The sequence below is a fragment of the Colwellia sp. PAMC 21821 genome, from assembly GCF_002077175.1.
Lineage (GTDB): Bacteria > Pseudomonadota > Gammaproteobacteria > Enterobacterales > Alteromonadaceae > Cognaticolwellia.
In genome coordinates, this window is record NZ_CP014943.1 from 2874923 (window position 1) to 2896228 (window position 21306).

The window sequence follows — 21306 nt, forward strand, 5'->3', positions numbered from 1 at the left end:
TTTTTATGCAAGCGTTAAGTCAACTGCTTGGATTTTAACACCGTATTTTTTCTCTTCATCCTTAGCCGGACGAATTTGCTCACGCTCAGTAACGAATTCAATATTGCCATCGATAGCATCTGAGTTTACAAATTGGCGGAAACGTTTTAATTGTTCTTCACTTTCAATGGTGGTTTTCCACTCACATTGATAGGTGTCGACAACATTTTGCATTTGCCTTTCTAACTCATCATTAATACCTAAATGGTCATCTTTAACAATTTTTTCCATATAAGGTAAACCACCCTCTAGGTTTTCTAACCAAACTGAAGTACGGGTTAATCGATCGGCTGTGCGTACGTAGAACATTAAGTAGCGGTCAATATATTTAATCAGTGTTTCATCATCTAAATCAGTGGCAAATAAGTCACCATGGCGAGGTTTCATACCACCATTACCACTAACGTATAAGTTCCAGCCATTTTCTGTCGCGATTATGCCAATATCTTTACTTTGCGCTTCAGCACACTCACGAGTACAACCCGAAACAGCAAACTTAATTTTGTGTGGTGAACGCAAGCCTTTATAACGATCTTCTAATCGAATAGCCATGGCCATGCTGTCTTGTTGGCCATATCTACACCAAGTGCTACCCACACAAGATTTAACCGTACGCAACGATTTACCATAGGCATGACCTGTTTCCATGCCTGCATCAATCAAGCGTTTCCATATAGCCGGTAGTTGGTCGACACGTGCACCAAATAAATCAATACGTTGGCCACCCGTTACCTTAGTGTAAAGGTTGTATTCTTTAGCTACTTCACCAATAACAATTAATTTATCTGGTGTTACTTCACCACCAGGCATGCGAGGAACAACAGAGTATGTGCCGTCTTTTTGCATGTTGCCTAGGAAGATATCGTTGGTGTCTTGTAGCGAAACATGGTCTGGTTTTAAAATGTAGTCGTTCCATACCGAAGCAAGAATAGAGGCAGCAGCCGGTTTACATATTTCACAACCTAAACCTGAACCGTGTTTTTCAACTAACACGCCAAAGTTTTTAATTTGTTCGGCTTGCACAATATGAAATAGCTCAACACGGCTGTAGGCAAAATGCTCACAAAGATCTGTGCTGATTTCAACGCCACGTTTTTCTAGCTCGTGATCGGTAACTTTCTTTAATAAGGCAGCACAACCACCACAACCTGTAGCGGCTTGTGTTGAAGACTTAACTTGACCAACATCAACTGCACCACAATCAATTGCAGCAATAATGTCGCCTTTAGTGACGTTTAAGCATGAACATATCGTTGCGGTATCGGGTAAGGCATCAACACCTAATGTAGGCTTTTCACCTGAACTTGGTAAAATTAACCCGTCTGGGTTTTCAGGTAGTTCAATACCATTTAAGGCGTATTGTAATAATGAGTCGTATTCACTGGTATCACCAACTAATACCGCACCGATTAATTCTTTACCGTCTGGGCTAACGACAATTTTTTTATAAATTTGGTCAGGTTGGTTAGAGTAAACATAGCTTTTACATCCTTCGGTTCGCGCATGAGCATCGCCAATTGACCCTACGTCCATCCCCATTAACTTCAACTTAGTGCTCATATCAGCACCGGTGAATTGTTGCACTCCGCCAATAATGTTATCGGCAGTAACCTTGGCCATGGTGTAACCTGGTGCAACTAAACCGAAAATGAAGTTATTCCATAAAGCACACTCACCAATGGCGTAAATGCTGTCGTCAGAGGTTTTACAGTTGTTATCAACAACAATACCGCCACGTTCGCCAACCGCTAAGTCAAATTCACGTGCTAAGTTGTCGTATGGGCGAATACCCGCAGAAAATAAAATAACGTCAGTTTCTAAATGCGTGCCATCAGCAAAATTCATCCGGTGAACACATTCTTCGCCGTCGACAATTTCGCTGGTTGCTTTTTGGGTATGCACCTGAACACCAATGCCTTCGATCATTGAACGAAGTAAAGCGCCGCCGTCTTGGTCTAATTGAACGCCCATCAGTTGTGGAGCAAATTCAACTACGTGTGTTTGTAAACCTAATTCTTTAAGTGCGTTAGCGGCTTCTAACCCTAATAAACCACCGCCAACCACAACACCGACTTTACCGGCTTTAGCTGACGCTTGAATATCGTCCAAATCTTGAATAGTACGATAAACCAAACAATGCTCACGTTCTTTCCCTGGAATAGGTGGAACAAAGGGATATGAACCCGTGGCCATTACTAGCTTGTCGTAAGCGTAAGTTTCGCCAGCTTCAGTGGTAACCGTTTTCGCTGCTTTATCAATGTTAATGACTTTCGCGTTAGTGAAAAATCTAACACCAATTTCGTTGTAATATGCAGGCGAGGTCATAGCTAAATCTTCAGCAGTTTTTCCAGAAAAATACTCTGATAAATGAACACGGTCATAAGCTAAACGATCTTCAGCTGATAATACTGTAATTTCATAGCCTTCATGTTTAGCCATTTCATCAACAAAGTGATGGCCAACCATGCCATTACCAACGACGACGATTTTTCGAGGTTGTGTGTTCATATTTTCCAATCCTATTGCTTTAAATTACCGCTGTATTAGCGGAACTAGATAATGACTTAGTGATTGCAATAAACGAACCAGATGTTTTTTATCAATATATTCAATGGAATAGGAGTTTTTGTTCTTTCCAGGGGAGAGGTTTTGCACTATCGTGAAGAAGTTAGCGCACCAAGGGTGTGCGCTATAAGTATAAGCAGTAAGGAGGTAAGTTAACGTGCGCTAGGTTAGTTGGTCAAAGCTATAATCAGCCCAATAAACAATAACGCTGATACAGATTGCCAAAACAATATGGGGTTACGTTGTAATAAAGGCTGATTTTTATATTCTTCAATAGCGTTAAGTCTTGGGTTACTTAAATCAGCAAAGAATTCTGAAAAGGCTTGATAACGCAATTTTGGATTTGCTTCTGTTGCTTTTTGTAAGCTTAAATCTAACCATAACGGTAACTCAGGTCGAAACTGTTTAATGCTGCGATATTGCATATCTTTATAATCTTTAATCGTTACTTCAGCCCGTTGCATTGGTTTGTATGGCAGTTCACCTGAAAGCATTTCATAACAAATAACGCCCAACGAGAATAGGTCACTTTGATTATCTGCTTGCATGTGTAATAAAGTTTCAGGCGCAATATAGTTTAACGATCCGAAGGGTACTTCTGCTTTAATTGTTTCTTGGTTTTCATCCAGTGACGCAACAAATACGGTGCCATAATCAATTAATTTAATGTGACCATATTGATCGATCATTATGTTGTCTGGTTTTAAATCTCGATGCACTAAATCTAAGCGTTGAAACGCTCGTAATGCGCTAATAACTTGTTTCATTATATCGCGTACTTGTGCAACGTTTGGTTTGGGGTTGTCATGCAACCATTCACCTAAGGTTTGCCCTTCAAGGTATTCACAGACATGATATAAAAATTGGCTATTTTGTCTGCCAGGTAGAACACGCATTACGTTACCATGCCTAATGCGCTCGCCAACCCATGCTTCACGCATAAAGCCTTGCAAATAAATAGCATCGTCTGAAAAATTAGCTGATGGCGCTTTTAAAACATAAGGTTTATCTGTTTCAACATCGACTACCAGATACAAATGTGAACGAATGCTAGCGTGGATCACTTTTTTAACTAAGTAGCCATCTAGCTTCTGGCCAACTTTTAATGCCGGAGGAATTGCTTTTGCACTAAAATCACGTTGAATTTCGGCCAGTTTACGGTTGGGCACTGCCTTAACGTATACTAATAAACAAGTGACATTGTCATTGCTTCCACGTTCAAGTGCAGTTTCAACAATTTTTTTAGACAGGGTTTCTAAATCAGACTTTTCGGGCGATAACGGCAATGTATCAAAGAGTGCTTTAAAAATAGGTTTTGTTATATAGTCATGAATACCATCACAACTTAGCATATATAAATCGTGCAACTGTAAATCAACTTGATGCACATCAACTTCTAATCGATTGTCGGCACCTAAAGCGCGTGTTAATAAAGCCTGTTGCCCCATTTGTTTACGATTATGATCACGTGTAATGACTTCCAACTGGCGATGACGATATTTTGTTATTCGGGTGTCACCAACATGAAAGATATAACCCGTGGTTGATTTGGCAATTAGCGCTGAAAATGTCGTTAACCATTGCGGAGATTTTTCATCGGCTAAACCTTCAACAAAGCCACTTTGTGAATATAACCAGTTATTTAAGCTGGTTAATACTTTTGCTGCAGATTTTTGTGTTGACCATGTTTCAGGCGTGGCGAGATACTCTTGAATAAATTGAGTTACGGCAAGTTGTGAGGCCTCTGCAGCTTTATTCGCGCTGGAGAGTCCGTCAGCAATGGCCGCAACTGCGCCTTTAGCCCGTAACTCATGACTTTCAGGAACAATAGCAGCGAAAGCGTCTTGGTTTTCTGCTTTCAAACCTTTAGTAGAAAAACCGCCGATGCACAATTGCAGATCTGCAACCGTGCTTTGGCATGTTTGAGCTTTACTGATCATGTTTTACTAATGACCTACATTAATTAATTCTACAGTGCCATCTTCACGTACTTCGGTAATAGTACCTTTTGGCTCTTGCATAAATAGTAATGTAGTAAAGCCTATCACAGCAGTACCTGCTATCACCATAAAGAAGGTTGAATAATCAACCATGGTTAATACGGTTAAGTAAACTACAGCGCCGACGTTACCGTAAGCACCAGTCATACCAGCAATTTGACCCGTTAAACGACGTTTAATGAGAGGCACAGCCGCAAATACGGCACCTTCACCTGCTTGCACGAAGAATGAACAAGCCATTGCCGTTACAACCGCTAATGCTAAAGGCCATTCACCGGTGATTTCAGACATGGCGAAATAACCAACAGCTAAACCTGCAGTTAAAATTAATAAGGTTTTCTTACGACCATATTTGTCTGATAACCAACCGCCACCCGGACGAGACATTAAGTTCATAAAGGCATACGTTGAGGCTAACATCGCTGCGTAAACCATGCTTAATTCGAAGGTTTCAGCGAAAAATAACGGTAACATTGAAACCACGGCTAATTCTGAACCAAAAGTCGCAAAGTAAAGAATGTTTAATACGGCCACTTGTCTGAATTTATAACGGTGAATTTCTTCTACTGGCTTTGAAAATAAATGACCGTTTACTTTAATGGTTTGCCTTACTTCAATAGCAAATAAAACCACTAAACTTAGATAAGCAATGATGGCACTTTGTGCTGATAATAAGCTTACGCCAGCAGGTGATAATTTCCAGGTAAGTAAAGCTAAAGCACCGTACATTGGCAGCTTCATAATTAGTAACAGAAAGAAGTCACCTGTTGAAGTAACTTCCATTGCACCTGTTTGTTTAGGCTTGAAGTAGGTTGAACCTTTAGGGGTATCTGTTACGTTTTTATACCAGATAACACTGAAAATTAAGCTTAATGCACCGGTAAAGGCAACCGCGTATCTCCAGCCGTCTTCACCACCAAATGCTAATGCAAGCGTTGGTAAGGTCATGGCAGCAGCAGCCGAACCAAAGTTACCCCAGCCACCATAAATACCTTCAGCCGTGCCTAATTCGTTAGCAGGGAACCATTCAGATACCATACGAATACCGATAACAAAACCCGCACCGATAAAGCCTATTAAGAAGCGAGATAATGCCGATTGTTCAAAGGTAGTGGCAAAAGCAAACATAAAACAAGGGATACTACATACGGCAAGTAATACCGCGAAGGTTAAGCGAGGGCCGTATTTATCGGTAAGCATACCAATGACAACACGCGCCGGAATGGTTAACGCTACATTTAATAGCATTAATGTTTTTATTTCAGCATTTGTTAACCCTAATGAGTCAGCAATTACTGACACTAAAGGTGCAAAGTTAAACCAAACAGCAAAAGTAATAAAAAACGCTATCCAACTCATATGTAAGGTTTTCATCTTACCTTTGAAAGAAAATATATTGAGACTATCTTGACCGCTCATGCGACAACTCCTAAAAATTAAATGTTTGTTTTTTTATTAACGGATGACATTTTTTTTGTCTGTTAATAATAAATAATGAGTTTTCTATTAAATTAGTCGTAGAAATAAGTTTATTGAACAGTGAGTTGCAAATGTAATGCCATTCGTATGGTCATTATCTATCTTTATGATTATATTGGTTTTAGTGTTTTTTTTATGCGAGAAAATAACTGCGGAATGTTTATTTATGCACAATAGAATAACGATTACGCACACATTGAGTGCATAAAAAAAATAAATAGTCATAGCATTATTTAAAAAAGCCTCACCTAAGCAAAAGTTAGTCGTAACGGATAAATGCAATACAGTTCGCTATAGGCAGGATGAAATAAACAAATTAGGGATGAGAGGGAAGAAGGGTATTAGTGCATCCAACCATCGATGTTTCTAAGATGATCAAACATCCAATATTTTCGCTATCTATGGGCGGCTCCTAGCCATTTTTGATATTTCTCCTGCATTACGTTAATAACAGCATCCTTTTAAAAAATATGCCCCTGTAGCATTAGTAATACCAATTTGATTCATCAACTTGGTATAAACCTTTTACGTCGATATAGGGATTTATATTTAGTCAGGAACCGTAAACATAAGTTATTGAGTATTTATGCTCATTTATAATACTTAGCTTACTTAATACAACAGGTCATAGGTGTTTCGAATCTTTGTTTAATTTGTCTGATTTGGAATTTGGAAAACACTCAAGGCTGAAATGCCCAGTAGTAAATGAAAGCATCATGAAACAAGCACCTCTTATGTATATAACACTGCAGCCAAGCACCAGAACAGTGCATAAATTTATCTAATACCAATGTTATTCATCATTAATTTCATTGTGTATTTACATTAATTTCTTTTAATACAAGGAAGTAAAAGTAAATATATTACCCAAAAGTACATGGCACATTACCTGCATTTAGCTGTATAGATAAAGTTAAGTAGCTATGTGGATAACATTTCCACATTCGCAAATAACATAACTCTCAACTATGTGAGCAGTACAATGGCCAATACCGAAAGCCCAACAGCAGATATGCAAAGAAATCAGCATTGTGAATCGATTACTCAGATCAAGCCCTCGTTGGTGATCATTGGTAACGGCATGGCAACTGGTCGGCTATTAGATGAAATAATTAAGCGCTCACCCAATAAATATCAAATTACCGTGATCGGTAAAGAACACTTTGGTAGTTACAATCGCATTATGTTATCTGCCGTTTTAGCGGGGGATGCCACTATCGATAGCATTATGCAAAAACCACCTGCATGGTATAAACAGCACAATATTAACTTCTTAAGTGGTAGCGAAGTTACTTATATAGACAAAGAAATTAAGCTCGTGAAATTAGCCTCAGAAGTGCAGGTTCATTACGACGAACTCATCATTGCTACGGGTTCACGTACCGCTAAAATACCCGCTAAAAATCAAAATATTGCAGGTATATTCAATTTTCGCGATATTGCAGACACAGAAAAAATTCAAGCCTTTGCTCAACAAGCCGGTTCAAGCGCAAAACAAGCCATTGTGATTGGTGGTGGTTTACTCGGGCTAGAAGCCGCATATGGTTTAGCCATTAGTGGTGTAGAAGTTACCTTAGTTCACCGCAACAAATGGTTACTTAACCGTCAGCTCGATAAAATATCAGCCAATATGTTGCAAAGTATCATGGCTCAAAAAAATATAAAGTTTGCTTTAGGCCATGAAGTGGCTGCTTTTGAAAGCATAATTGAGCCTAACGCCGAAATAAAATCAGAAGGTCACTCAAAAGAAAGCTTAGAAGAAAGCTTAGAAGTTAACTCAGAGAATAGCTCAGAAATCCTATCAGGTGTTACGTTAACCAGCGGTGAGTTTATCAGCGCACAAATGGCCGTTATCGCAACAGGCATTACACCCAACAAAGAGTTAGCCGAAACCGCTAATATTGACTTTAACCGTGCCATTTTAGTTAACGATTATATGCAAACGAGTGACGCCGCAATTAGCGCTTTAGGCGAGTGTTGTGAACATAAACAAGCCACTTTTGGTTTAGTTGACCCTATTTGGGCACAATGTATTTCGCTGGCTGAACGTTTATGTAACAACGTCCAAAAGCCATTTCAAAACGCGCCCGTACCCACTAAATTGAAAGTTTCAGGCGTACAGCTATTTTCAGCTGGCGATGTTGAAGTATCAGAAGGTAGCCAATGTTTTACCTTGTTGGATAACAAAGCACTTATTTACCGTAAGATCATGGTTAAAAACGGCAAAATAAGCGGTATTGTTTTATTTGGTGATGTGAGCTCAGGTATGGCTTACTTCGATTTAATGCAGCAAGAAGTAATCGTTAATACGATGATGCCAGAGCTACTCATGGGCGATGAATTTATAACAACCATAGAAGATGAGCAAAAAGTCAGTATTGCTTAGCGTTGTCTTTGTTCAACTTGAAAATGGCTACACTCGACTTTTTTCATTAAATAAATAGCTTTATTAAAAACTTTTATCAACCAGTACTTTCCTAATGAAAGTTAATATTAGCTAACGATAGTTAACCTTTGAGAATTTCATGAACGACATTATTTTTACCGATAAACAATCTCCAGCTACCAAAACAGGTCAAACAATCAGTAAAACCAATTGTCCATATTGTGGCGTTGGCTGCGGTATTGAAGCAACGGTCGAAAACAATAAAGTTATTGCGGTAAAAGGTAATGCAGAACACCCCGCTAACTTAGGACGTTTATGCGTAAAAGGGTCTTCGCTACATGAAACACAAGGTTTGCAAAATCGAATATTACACCCGCGAGTTAAGGGGAAGAACGTAAGTTGGGATGAAGCAACATCAACGATTGCTGGCCACTTTCAAGAAACAATAGCGCAATATGGCCCTGACTCCGTCGCCTTTTATTTATCAGGGCAGCTACTTACTGAAGATTATTATGTCGCCAATAAGTTAATGAAAGGCTTTATTGGCTCAGGCAACGTCGATACTAACTCTCGCTTATGTATGGCGTCGGCAACTGCAGCACACAAGCGTGCCTTTGGCGAAGATGTGGTTGCAGGCTGTTACGATGATTTAAGCTCAGCCGAAGCTATTTTTATTATTGGCGCTAACCCAGCGTACGCACATCCTATTGTTTATCAACGCATGATTAAAGCGCGAGAAGAAAACCCCGCCCGTAAAATAGTAGTGATTGACCCTCGCAGAACCGCGTCAGCGAAAGATGCTGATTTACATTTAGCGATAAAGCCCGGCAGCGATGCCTATTTTTATAACGGCTTATTAATCTATTTAGCCGAACAAGGCAAATTAGATAAAGCTTACATCGCAAAACATTGCCATGGCTTCGAACAAGCATTAGAAACGGCACAAAGCCAGTTTTCTGACATTTCAGACGTTGCAATCGCTTGTGATATTGAACTCTCATTATTGCTTGAGAGCTATCAAATTTTTGCTGAAACGGACAAAGTGGTGACTTTTTTCTCGCAAGGTATCAATCAATCATCAAGCGGTGTGGATAAAGCTAACGCGATTATTAACTGTCATTTAGCGACCGGAAAAATAGGACGAGAGGGCGCAGGTGCCTTTTCAATTACTGGCCAACCGAATGCCATGGGTGGCCGCGAAGTGGGGGGGTTATCAACACAACTTGCTGCGCATTTACACTTTGAAAACGCAAATGAAATAGACTTAGTTAAACGTTTTTGGCAAGCACCCAGTATTGCTACTAAGCAAGGCTTAAAAGCGGTTGAACTATTTGATGCGGTTGACTCAGGAAAAATTAAAGCTATTTGGATCATGGCGACAAACCCTGTGGTAAGTATGCCAAATGCTAACCTCGTAAAGCGAGCATTAGAAAAATGCCCAATGGTTGTGGTGAGTGAATGTTATGAAAATACCGATACGATAAATTATGCTGATGTCGTTTTACCCGCAAGTACATGGGGTGAAAAGCAAGGTTCTGTCACTAATTCAGATAGAACAATATCTGTGCATCAAAGTATGATAAAAGCTCCTGGTGAAGCAAAAAATGATTGGCAAATAATTACAGATGTTGCACACAAGTTAGGTTTCAAAGATGCTTTTAATTATCAGCACGCTGTTGACATATTTAGAGAGCATGCGACATTGTCAGGCTTTGAAAACAGTCATCCTTTTGCTGAAAAAAGAGCTAAAAATGATATTTATCGTATATTTGATATTTCAGCCTTAGCCAATATTTCACAAACAGATTACGAAAATTTTATACCCACTAAATGGCCAATTAATACGGCGAATCCAAACGGATTAAAGCGTATATTCACTGATGGTGTTTTTGCTACCAAAAACCAAAAAGCGAATTTTATTCCGATTATTGCACAGTTACCAAAAATATTACCTGATAAAACCCAAGTGGTAATGAACTCGGGCCGAATTCGTGATCAATGGCATACGATGTCGAGAACGGGCCGTGTCGCTAAGTTAATGACTCATTCTGACGAGCCATATATTGCCGTAAATCCTGATGACGCCCAACGTTTTCAATTAGCTGACAAACAACTCGCTGTACTTTCAAATTTGAGCGCTGACTATATTGGCCGAGTGAACATAACTAACGAACAACGCACCGGCGAAATTTTTGTACCTATCCATTGGAACGATAATTTTTCAGCTTCTGCTCGTGTTTCAGCTCTGGTGAACCCGATTACAGATGAACTGTGTGGGCAGCCCGAGCTTAAACACAGCCCGGTTAACATCAAGCCGTTTAATGCGGTATGGTCAGGCTACTTAATTTCTTCACAAACGGTAAATTGTCCAACCAGTTACTGGAGCAAAATTCAGCTTGAACAAGGCCATAAATATCTATTATCTGATAAGCAAGAATTAGGCGATGATGAAACTATTTTAGCCAATATATATCCACAAATTGATGATTGGATAGTATTAAAAGATGCTCAACAAAATGTATTACGTATTGCTGGATTTATTGATAACAAGTTGCATTGTTTCTTTGCTGCCAGCACTGATTTAAGCTTGAAATTTAATAGTCGATATATTGAAGGGCAATTAAATAAAACACTGCCAATAAAAACTCGCTTTACGTTAATGTCGGGTATTGATAGTGATGGCAAAGGCGATGTAGGCGACATGATTTGTTCTTGTTTTCAAGTGGGTGAAAACACCATAAAAGAAGCCATTGCATCACAGCAATGTAAATCGGTAACAAGCTTAGGTGAAAAATTGAAATGTGGTACCAACTGTGGTTCATGCATTCCTGAATTGAAAACATTTTTTACTTAAAAAATATCAATCAATTGTAAATAAGCGATTCAGAATAATAAGTAAGTTATTTATCAGCTGTTATCTTGATTTTCAAAATGACAGCTCGACGGCAAAATAAAAATAAAAACTTACTTAATTCCTCCTCATTCGTCAATTTTAGGATAATTGCCCAAGTTGTTTATTTTAATTTATTGCTGACACTTAAATACCCACACATACTTACCTTAACGCTGTTATTTAGAAAATACTTTCTTGAGTAGCTCAGTAGTTCGTTTTTCTGGATTCTCGCGTATAGCGGCTTCTTCTTTGGCTAAATATTCAAATATGCCTGACAAAGCTTGGGTTTTAACTAACTCAATTAAATCACTACTTATATCTGGAACAAATGGCAGCGATTGATATTTTGATATTATTTTATCGTATAAGGTTAATGCGCCGACATCAGCTAAGCTTTGTTTTATAATTGGATCCATGGCTTGTGCGATTGGCCCCGACATTTGCGCTTTAAAATATTGCGTTGCCGCATCGTTCTCACCGTTATAAATCGTCTGAATGTCGACCATTGTTAAGTTGTTTATCGCGCTTGATATAATAGGGCCCGCGGCTGGGATTGCTTGTTCTGCAGCCTCGTTCAACTTAGCTTCAAGCTCATCGGTCCATTGTCCCATGCCTATTTTATCTAATATTTTCCCGGCGCTGGCCAATGCTGGTGGTAAATCAATATGCAAATTAGGGTTGTCGGCAAAAGCACCACTTTGTTGTAAGGTTTTTATCACTGATTCTGAACCAACAGACAGTGCTTGTTTTAGTGCTTTAGCTATTTGCTCATCACTTAGCACTAGCTGTGAAACATTATCCTCGCCTGAGAGTAACTTTTTCGCCTTTTCCCACCAGCTATCTTGAGCAATAGCGGGTGCAATGAGCAAGATTGAACACAGGGCGATAACAGAGTATTTAATGCTTTTTTTAGTGTTTAGCATAATTTTATTTCCAAATTAATTCGTAAACATCAAATTAAATCAATAACTTAATTTTAGTAATTGTGCGGTTTGAGTATTAGCACCAAAAATAAAGATATTAGCGGTAGCAAAAATTAAGTTATTGATGATTCGTTTCTGACAAGTTGGCTGTTTAGCCAAAAAGTCCTTTTAGTTTGTCTTTGAGCTTATCTTTAACTTTGTCTTTTACTTTATCTTTGGCTCCTGAACTAACATCGGGGCGTATTTTAATGTTATGAAATGGCCCGGTAATTTTTATCGGGATCACAACGCCAGCGTCAGTACTTTCTGCCGCTTGCCCTTGAGTTGACGCCACTATTTTTGATTTAACCTGCAGATTAACTTTGGTTTCAGGCAAGTCTATAACACCGGTGCCTGATATTCTGATAAAAGGATTATTCAAAGACAAATTATCTGTATTAGCGACGCCGTTAGTTAGCGTAAATTTACCTGTTAAGGCCGCAAAATCTGTTTTATCAGCGTTGCTAAAGTCACTGTCCAAACTGACCGCAGATAAGTTACCTTGCATAATACTGCTGGCGCTCTTGGCAATTGCAGCTAAATTAACGCCTTTAACAGCGCCATCAATAAAGCTAATGTCGAGATGGCCATTGAGTTGCTGAATAAAATCACGTTGGCTAATGCCTTTGGTTGAGAGATCCCACGCTAATTGGCCTTTACCCAATAATTTGTCAAAGCCAACCGCATCGTTAAGTAGCGGCTCGGCATTAATATTCGCTAAATCAAATTTAGTCGTGATTTGATAAGGTTTTTTATTGGCATTAACCTTAATCGCGCCACTGCCATTGCCTTCATAACCTTGAAAGCTTTTCAATTGCACATTCGCAACGCTATTGTTTAATACAACGGCTATCTCATTCTTACCCAATTTAATATCGCGGACAAATAACTGACTCGACTTAATTGTAATATCGGCATTTAATGACGCCAAAGCGGATAAATCAAGCGCAGTATCATCCCAAACAATGGGCTGACTAGCCGTATCATCTGCTGGTGTTGCTTCTGTGGTTGGCTCAGGTAAATAAGGGTTAAGGTCAAGTATGCCCAAATCGATATTGCTGGCAAGTTTGAGCGGCGTTGACAAGGTAATGGTTGTTGAACCTTTAAATGCTAACGCGTCTAAATTAACCATTAACGCATTAAGCGTGAGTTTATTGTTAGCAAAGCCCATATTGGTACTAAATGAGAATTTATTAAAAGCTTCATCTTTAGCGGTCAATGGAATGTTCTGCCAGTTTAATAACTGCTTAACAGAATCTCCTGAAACCGATAATTTACCACTTAGCTCTTTGCCTTGTTGTACCACTTCACCTTTATAATTTAATTTTACTAAGGCAGATGTTAAGTCTAATTCGACTGAAAAGGGCTGATTATTGATAGCCTTTGCAGGTGTGGTAATACTTGATTCAAGTTCAAGTACTTGTGTCATATATCTAACACTACCAGAGAGATTAAGGGGTTCGCGTAGCGAGGGCAGTTTTACCGCTAAATTGAGCTGATCAATGACTTTAGTTTCTTTACTTTGGTGATCGATAAAAGTGAGCTTACCACCATTAATTTCTACTTGACCCAGACTAATATCAAAAGCATCAGGTAAATTAATTGATTTATCATCAGCGGGTGATTTTTCCGTGCTGCTTTCTGCGCCAGACAAAGTTGAGAACTGCCAGTTCACCGTACCATCAATACTTTTTTCTAGCAGTATGTCGGGATTATTGATAACGAACTTTTCAATGGTCAACTCACCAGAAAAAACTGAAAGCCAAGGGATATGGATCATTAATTCACTAATACTTGCCATATCAGGTTTAGAGCCGCCTTTTACATTGGAAAAGTGCACATCGTTTAGCACCAAAGATAATGAAGGAAATACACTTAAACTCTGTTCACCAGCAACCGTTAACGTTCGACCTGTCGATTGTTCTACTTTAGTGCTGACTTGGTTAAATATATCCTCAGTTGATATTAATTGCGTCGCAACCACTATCAATAAAACAATGATAAAAATAATTACAGCGAAGGATTTTAAGAATAATTTCATAATGGCTCTTAATTAACGGAAGTTAATGTCTACTATAGTAAATAAGTAGATTAAATTCATTGAATTGGCAAAAAATACTCTGTCGAATATTATTTTACCTGAGTATTTAAATATATTGTTATTAATGAAGCCAAGCATGTTTTTTTTCGACGATTGAAAACGCGTTGAAATCACAGTTTTTTTGTGTCGTGATGTAGATAAATATTAAGCCAAAAATGTATACAAATAAAAACAAAAAAAGTATTGATTAAATGCCAATTAGACATATTATGTCGTAGTTGCGTTCACTTACTTGGAGTTTATTATGCAGCGTATTGTATTATTTTTATTAACTAACTTAGCCATTATGGTTGTGCTAAGTATTACCATGAGTATTTTAATGTCAGTATTTGGCATTGATCGCCAAGGCATGGGCGGCTTACTTGTTATGGCGAGTGTTTTTGGTTTCGGTGGCTCTTTTATTTCATTGCTTATGTCGAAGTGGATGGCGAAGCGCTCAGTGGGGGCTTATGTTATTGAACAGCCGAAAAACAACACTGAAACGTGGTTACTTGAAACCGTTAAACGTTATGCCCAACAAGCTAAAATTGGCATGCCTGAAGTGGCGATCTTTGAATCACCCGACATGAACGCTTTTGCAACCGGTGCCAATAAAAACAATGCCTTAGTGGCAGTTAGCACTGGTTTGCTAGCCCATATGACGCAAGAAGAAGCGGAAGCGGTTATAGGTCACGAAATTAGCCATGTGGCTAATGGTGACATGGTAACGTTAACCTTAGTACAAGGTGTAGTGAATACGTTTGTTATTTTCTTAGCTCGCGTAATTGCAGGGCTTATTGATAACGCCACCCGAAGTAACAATTCAAATGGCGCTGGGTTAGGTGGTTTTGCATATTTCGGCATAGTGTTTGTTTTAGAAATGCTCTTGGGTGTGCTTGCCAGCACGATTGTAGCTTGGTTTTCTAGAAAAAGAGAATTCCGTGCAGATATTGGTGGCGCTAAGTTAGCTGGTACTGCGGCAATGATTGGCGCATTGGAGCGACTTAAACGCAGCCAAGAGAGCCATTTAGAAGGTTCTATGATGGCGTTTGGTATAAATACCAAATCATCTTTTAGTCAACTTTTTGCTACGCATCCGCCATTAGATGATCGTATAAAAGCGTTGAAAGCAATGTAACCGATTTAAAATCTGCGTGGGCAGGGTAGGTATTCTATCTAATTAGTTACTGCCCGAATGCAGGGCACTTATCTTATAAATGCTGACCTCGCAGATACTCTTTTTTATAGTTTACAGTTTAAATTTTGGATTTTTAATGATCAACGTTGGCGTTATTGGGTATGGCATGTCAGCCAATATCTTTCATTTACCTTTTATTGAATCAAATGATAATTTTACTTTTACCGCGATAAGTACTCGCCAAAAAGAAACGGTTCAAGCAAAGTATAAAAAGGTGCGTATTTTCGATAGCCCTGATGACTTAATTCACAGTGGATTGGTTAACTTAGTTGTTATAACCGCGCCAAATGATGTGCATTACAAGATAGCCAAAAGTTGCTTAGAAAATGGCTTACATGTTGTTATTGAAAAGCCGATGGTGACCTCATCTATTCAAGCAGAAGAATTAATCGTACTCGCTAATAAAAATAACTGTTTATTATCGGTTTATCATAATCGCAGGTGGGATGGTGACTTTTTAACGGTTAAAAAGTTGCTAGCAAGTAATCGTTTAGGAGAGCTTAAAGTTTTTCAGTCTTGTTTTGACCGTTTCCGTCCTCAAGTGAGAACTAAATGGAAAGAGCAAGCGGGTGAGGGCACAGGTATATTATTTGATTTAGGCTCACACCTTATTGATCAAGCATTAACATTATTTGGCTTACCTACCGCTATCACAGCACGTTGCTTAGCATTACGTGAAACAGCTAAGACGACAGATTATTTTGATATTCAATTACATTACGCAAACGTGGAAATTAAATTAAGTTCTAGCCCATTTATGGCCGGCCCTATTAAACGTTTTCAACTGGAGGGTACTTTGGGGAGTTTTATTAAGTTTGGACTTGATCCCCAAGAGCAACAACTTAATGACGGTATGAGTGTTAATGCTGATGAATTTGCATATGATGACGAAATAAATGATGGCACTTTATACCTTGGCGATCATAGTGAGATAGTTCCAACTGAGCGCGGTTGTTATCAAGCTTATTATCATAGTATTGCTAACGCGATTAATAACAGGAGTTTGACAGATGACTCGTTAGTAAGCGCCACTGAAGCGATGCAAGTGATTAAATTAATTGAATTAGCGCAATTGAGTAGCGATCAAGGGAAAACACTTTCACTACCGTGGAATAAGTAGCAAGTTCGTAAGTTATTTTCGATAACTTACGAACACTAAGGTGGATATTTGCGTAGTTTAGGTTAGCTTATGTTTGACAGTCCAAAGGTGGGCTAGTTCTAAAGCAATAGTTGCAGCTGCTAGGGCGGTAACTTCACTATTGTCGTACGCCGGGGCTACTTCAACTACATCCATACCAACGATATTAATGCCAGCTAAAGCGCGTAAAATCTTTAGTACCTTATCTGTAGATAAACCGCCACATACCGGAGTACCTGTCCCCGGCGCAAAGGCAGGGTCTAAGCAATCAATATCAAATGTTAAGTAAACCGGCATATCACCGACTCTATTTTTAATTAAAGTACATATCTCATCAACACTCATATCATTGGCTTGCATGGCGTTGATTACAGAAAAACCATGATCTTTTTCTTGGTAATTCGTCCGAATTCCCACTTGAACAGACTTATCTCTATCAATCAGGTTTTCTTTCGGCGCATGATAAAACATTGTGCCGTGGTCATAACAACTGCCGTCATGGTATGTATCGGTATGCGCATCGAAGTGAATCAATGCCATTGTGCCGAATTTTTTCGCATGCGCTCGCAGTATCGGCAAGGTAACAAAATGATCACCACCCAAAGATAAAACGGTTTTACCTGACGAAAGTAATTGGCCAACCGCTGTTTCAACCTGTTGACAAAAGTGTGCAGCATCGCCCGGTGAAAAAACCAAGTCTCCAGCATCAATTATTTTACAGTTCTTTAGCAAGTTAAAAGGCCACGGAAATCGCTTGCCTTCCCACGCTAAATTCACTGAGGCCTGTCTAATCGCTGTAGGGCCCATTCGGGCGCCTGAACGCCCGGTTGTAGCCATATCAAAAGGCAAACCTAATACTACGATGTCTGCTGATGACTCAACTGGATTTTTCTCTAAAGGTTGACGTAAAAATGTCATCGCATTAGAGTAAAGAGAATCATCAACTTGATTGAATATGTTTTGCATCATAACTTCCTTTAAATATCTTCAAGGTAGGTATAGCCCTTAAGGCCATCAACTAGCTCTTTATAAACTACTTCACCTTCATCTTTAGGTAATCTAGCTGCTATAAGCTCGGCATAAGTTTGTTGAAACAGTTTTGCATCTAAATGCACATAATTCAACATATCTTCAACCGTATCACCTTCATTAATTTCAGTTATTTCTGCTTCACCATCATCATTTATAAAGACTACCGCGCTGTGGGTATCGCCGAATAAGTTATGCATATCGCCTAAAATTTCTTGATAAGCGCCCACTAAGAAAAAGCCGATTAAATAAGGTTCATCTTCGGTCCATGCCGGCACTGGCAATGTGCTTTCAATACCTTGGCCATCAACGTAATGGTTAATAATTCCATCTGAATCACAAGTAATGTCTAATAATACGGCTCTTTTTTCATGTGATTTATGCAAGTTATTCAACGGTAAAATCGGAAAAACCTGATCTATACCCCACGAATCAGGTAAAGATTGAAATAAAGAAAAATTCACAAAAAATTTATCTGCCAGTTTTTCAGCTAAATCATCAATTATAGGTCGATGAAAACGATTTTTACTGTCCATCAATTGATTTAATTCATAACAAATACGCAAGTTAACTTGCTCTGACCAAGCGCGTTGAGTTAAATCTAATAACCCCATAGAAAATTGGCCATGTACTTCAGCTAAGTCACTTTGAGTGTCATGATAAATTTCAATAAGAGCGCGGTCATCTTGACGATCTTTTAACTGCTCTAACGAACGCCACATGTTATTTAAAAGCACAGACTCATCACTTAAAGGTGCGGTTATGTTTTCTGGCTGATAAGATTCCGCGCCAATAACATTAGAAATAAGTACAGCATGATGTGCTGTTAATGCTCGACCAGACTCTGAAATAATCATCGGCATAGGTTGATCATAGCTCTTACAGATATCACCAATGGTATTAACAATATTATTAGCGTACTCCGCTAGGCTGTAGTTCATGGAGTTATGAGACTGGCTACGTGTACCGTCATAGTCTATGGCCAAACCGCCACCAACATCCATGCATGAAATACCTGCACCAAGACGGCGAAGCTCACAATAAAAACGCGCGGCTTCACTAACGCCCAATCTCACATCTCTTATATTAGCTATTTGGGAGCCTAAGTGAAAATGCACTAATTTTAATGTATCAAGCATGTTTTCTTCTTTAAGTACTTTAACAACGTTAAGTACTTGTGAGGCTGATAAACCAAACTTTGATTTTTCACCACCACTTGCTTGCCACTTTCCTTTACCTTGAGATGCCAAACGCACACGTATGCCTAAACGAGGCTCAACATTCAACTTTTTCGCTTCGGTTAAAATCATCGCCAGTTCAGACATTTTCTCTAAAACAATATGAACTTTATGTCCTAATTTTTCGCCGATTAACGCTAAACGGACATACTCGCGGTCTTTGTAACCATTACAAACGATAACAGATGAAACCTTTTGAGCCATTGCCAAAACAGCGAGTAACTCAGCTTTACTACCAGCTTCAAGACCTAGTTGAGTATATTCTTTGTTATGTTGACTAGCTAAAATTTCATCCACAACTTCGCGCTGTTGATTAACCTTAATAGGGTAAACCAGTAAATATTTTTGCTGATAATCATATGCCTCAATCGCATTATTAAAAGCTTCACATAAACTGTGAATGCGATGATGAATTATTTGCGGAAATCGCACTAAAGCTGGCAAAGTTAAGCCTTTAGCTTCAATCATTTTAGCAATAGTAGTTAAATCTACCGTGTGATTTTGATTATCAAACTTAGGCGCAACATATACGTTACCTGTATCGTTGATACCGAAATAGCCCTGACTCCAATGACGTACATTGTAATGTGTACGTGCGTGATCAAGATTATCTTTATTCATTGGTGTTCCTTTAGCCTTTTTATTTAATAACAGAAAGGGAATTTATTGTGGGTAATGGGGCGCGAATTAGAATTTAACAGCGCCTTAATGTCCAACAAAAAAAATATTATTTGATGACAATTATTATTGATTAGTCACTGGTATTTAAACTGTCATTGAAAACTACAGGTTATCTTTTATTTTTCATGATGGATTTTGGGCAAAGTACAGACAATCGGCAGACGAGATAAGCGAGCCATAATGTCTTCCTTTACATTTATTTAGTATTAAATGTGAAATTGATAATTTCATTTCTATAACTTAACTGCTTTCGACGAACCTGACCCCATTCCATTGATCCCATTAGTCTCTTGCTTTTTAAACATGAATAACTTCTTCAATATTTTTTGTTAAGTTAATTAAAAAATTGATGTTGTACTTTGTTAATAAAAGTGCAAAATCAGGCGGATTTTTTACTTGGGCTAGAATTTTATTGTTACTAGATAACGTTTATGAACAGTTAACACAAAATAACGATGCTATAAATCGTATTTTGTAGTGATATAAAAACCACCACGTGGATAAGACGGTTGAAATTAATAATTAATTAGGAATTGAAAGCAGAGTAAAAAATAATACTAAGGCAATTTATTGAATAAGTCATACAAGCTCGCGTAGCTTGTCTTAAAACATATTAATACAGTCATAATACAGAAATTTAAATGAGTAACCATGGAACAATTAATGACAGATAATAACATCGCATTTAGTGATAATAAGTTATCTATTTACAATTTTGGTGATGATTTTTCATCAGAAAATTCGAATATCGACAAGCGTTTTTTTGAAGGCGGCACTCGTTACAGAGATGCTGTGCAAATAGTTGTGCCATCTGGAGAATATTGGATATTTGACTACGGAGTTGTGGTGTTTTGGGCCGTTGATAAAGCTGAGCGCCAAGCATTAATCAATAGCCTTAAAAAAGACAATACAACGCATTTTGAAAAAATTGAAGAGCATTTATGTTTTGCATTCGCTGATGAATTAATGATTAAAAAAGACGTTATTACCTTACCAGATCATGATCCTTTAACGCGCTTAGCAATAAGTCATGCATTAGCACAATCGAGCAAACTTATGGAGTATGAGGTGCAAGCGCAAAATTCGATAAAAGACTATGCCCATATTCCAGAAGAGTTAGCTAAGTTTGGTAAAATATCGATTAGCTCGAAAGAAATCGCTAAAATTAGAGGCACGTTATTAAGTACTAAAAGCGACATTATTTTGCATTATGGCTTACTAGACACTCCTGACTTTTTTTGGGAATATCCGGAATATGAAGCGGCTTATGAACGTATGGCGCGCTATATGGATGTGCACCAGCGTGTTGATTTATTGTCGAAAAAACTCTCAACCATTAATGAACTATTTGAAGTGCTAGCGGAAGAGCAAAAACATCAACATTCATCATTTTTAGAATGGATTATTATTGTGTTGATCGCCATTGAAATTGCTATATTTTTTGTCGAAGAGTTTAAAAGCTTAATGGCCTAATTTACCAGGAATTCCCTCTTTGTGTAATCAAGCAATATACCCCAATAATTCTTTTTTGTTTTGCTTGATAACAGGGGAACTAAGTATTTTTAAAGTCTGTGGGCAGGTTCGTTGAAACATATTGAGCTTATGTCGACTACTGAAT

At 38.4% G+C, this 21306-nt stretch carries 12 protein-coding genes; 5 read left to right on the forward strand and 7 right to left on the reverse strand.

The features are described 5' to 3' along the window. Positions 1-3: 3 nt before the first annotated feature. The 3 genes from nirB to A3Q33_RS12275 form a co-directional block, all read right to left on the reverse strand. The gene (gene nirB, locus A3Q33_RS12265) at positions 4-2547 is read right to left on the reverse strand and encodes a nitrite reductase large subunit NirB (RefSeq protein WP_081180199.1); all 2544 of its coding nucleotides are present in this window, start codon (positions 2545-2547) and stop codon (positions 4-6) included. A gap of 224 nt (positions 2548-2771) precedes the next feature. Then, on the reverse strand, positions 2772-4544 hold the full coding sequence (locus tag A3Q33_RS12270) for a bifunctional protein-serine/threonine kinase/phosphatase (protein WP_081180200.1): 1773 nt from the start codon (positions 4542-4544) through the stop codon (positions 2772-2774). A gap of 6 nt (positions 4545-4550) precedes the next feature. Then, entirely contained in the window at positions 4551-6023 is a 1473-nt protein-coding gene (locus A3Q33_RS12275) for a NarK family nitrate/nitrite MFS transporter (protein ID WP_081180201.1), read from the reverse strand. A 1042-nt stretch (positions 6024-7065) separates the two neighbouring features. Between A3Q33_RS12275 and A3Q33_RS12280 the strand changes: the two genes are divergently transcribed. Together A3Q33_RS12280 and A3Q33_RS12285 are read left to right on the forward strand one after the other, a co-directional pair. Further along, positions 7066-8469, forward strand: coding sequence for an NAD(P)/FAD-dependent oxidoreductase (locus tag A3Q33_RS12280; protein ID WP_155866765.1), 1404 nt, complete (start codon positions 7066-7068; stop codon positions 8467-8469). A gap of 139 nt (positions 8470-8608) precedes the next feature. After that, positions 8609-11323, forward strand: a complete 2715-nt coding sequence (locus A3Q33_RS12285; RefSeq protein ID WP_081180202.1) for a nitrate reductase — start codon at positions 8609-8611, stop codon at positions 11321-11323. Between the two features lie 215 nt (positions 11324-11538). Here A3Q33_RS12285 and A3Q33_RS12290 read toward each other — a convergent pair whose 3' ends face one another. Both A3Q33_RS12290 and A3Q33_RS12295 read right to left on the reverse strand, forming a co-directional pair. Then, positions 11539-12285 (reverse strand): DUF4197 domain-containing protein, encoded by a 747-nt coding sequence (locus A3Q33_RS12290; RefSeq protein ID WP_081180203.1) that lies wholly within the window; start codon positions 12283-12285, stop codon positions 11539-11541. A 151-nt stretch (positions 12286-12436) separates the two neighbouring features. Continuing rightward, entirely contained in the window at positions 12437-14365 is a 1929-nt protein-coding gene (locus A3Q33_RS12295) for an AsmA family protein (protein ID WP_081180204.1), read from the reverse strand. 304 nt (positions 14366-14669) lie between these two features. Between A3Q33_RS12295 and htpX the strand changes: the two genes are divergently transcribed. Together htpX and A3Q33_RS12305 are read left to right on the forward strand one after the other, a co-directional pair. Next, positions 14670-15542, forward strand: coding sequence for a protease HtpX (gene htpX, locus A3Q33_RS12300; RefSeq protein ID WP_081180205.1), 873 nt, complete (start codon positions 14670-14672; stop codon positions 15540-15542). Between the two features lie 136 nt (positions 15543-15678). Continuing rightward, entirely contained in the window at positions 15679-16722 is a 1044-nt protein-coding gene (locus A3Q33_RS12305) for an oxidoreductase (protein ID WP_081180206.1), read from the forward strand. A 57-nt stretch (positions 16723-16779) separates the two neighbouring features. Here the strand turns inward: A3Q33_RS12305 and speB are convergent, their stop codons facing one another. Together speB and speA are read right to left on the reverse strand one after the other, a co-directional pair. Continuing rightward, positions 16780-17706 (reverse strand): agmatinase, encoded by a 927-nt coding sequence (gene speB / locus A3Q33_RS12310; RefSeq protein WP_081180207.1) that lies wholly within the window; start codon positions 17704-17706, stop codon positions 16780-16782. A gap of 11 nt (positions 17707-17717) precedes the next feature. Continuing rightward, the gene (gene speA, locus A3Q33_RS12315; protein WP_081180208.1) at positions 17718-19628 is read right to left on the reverse strand and encodes a biosynthetic arginine decarboxylase; all 1911 of its coding nucleotides are present in this window, start codon (positions 19626-19628) and stop codon (positions 17718-17720) included. A gap of 723 nt (positions 19629-20351) precedes the next feature. Here speA and A3Q33_RS12320 point away from each other — a divergent pair. Further along, complete coding sequence (locus A3Q33_RS12320; protein WP_231295658.1) at positions 20352-21161, forward strand: RMD1 family protein; 810 nt, start codon at positions 20352-20354, stop codon at positions 21159-21161. Positions 21162-21306: the final 145 nt, after the last annotated feature.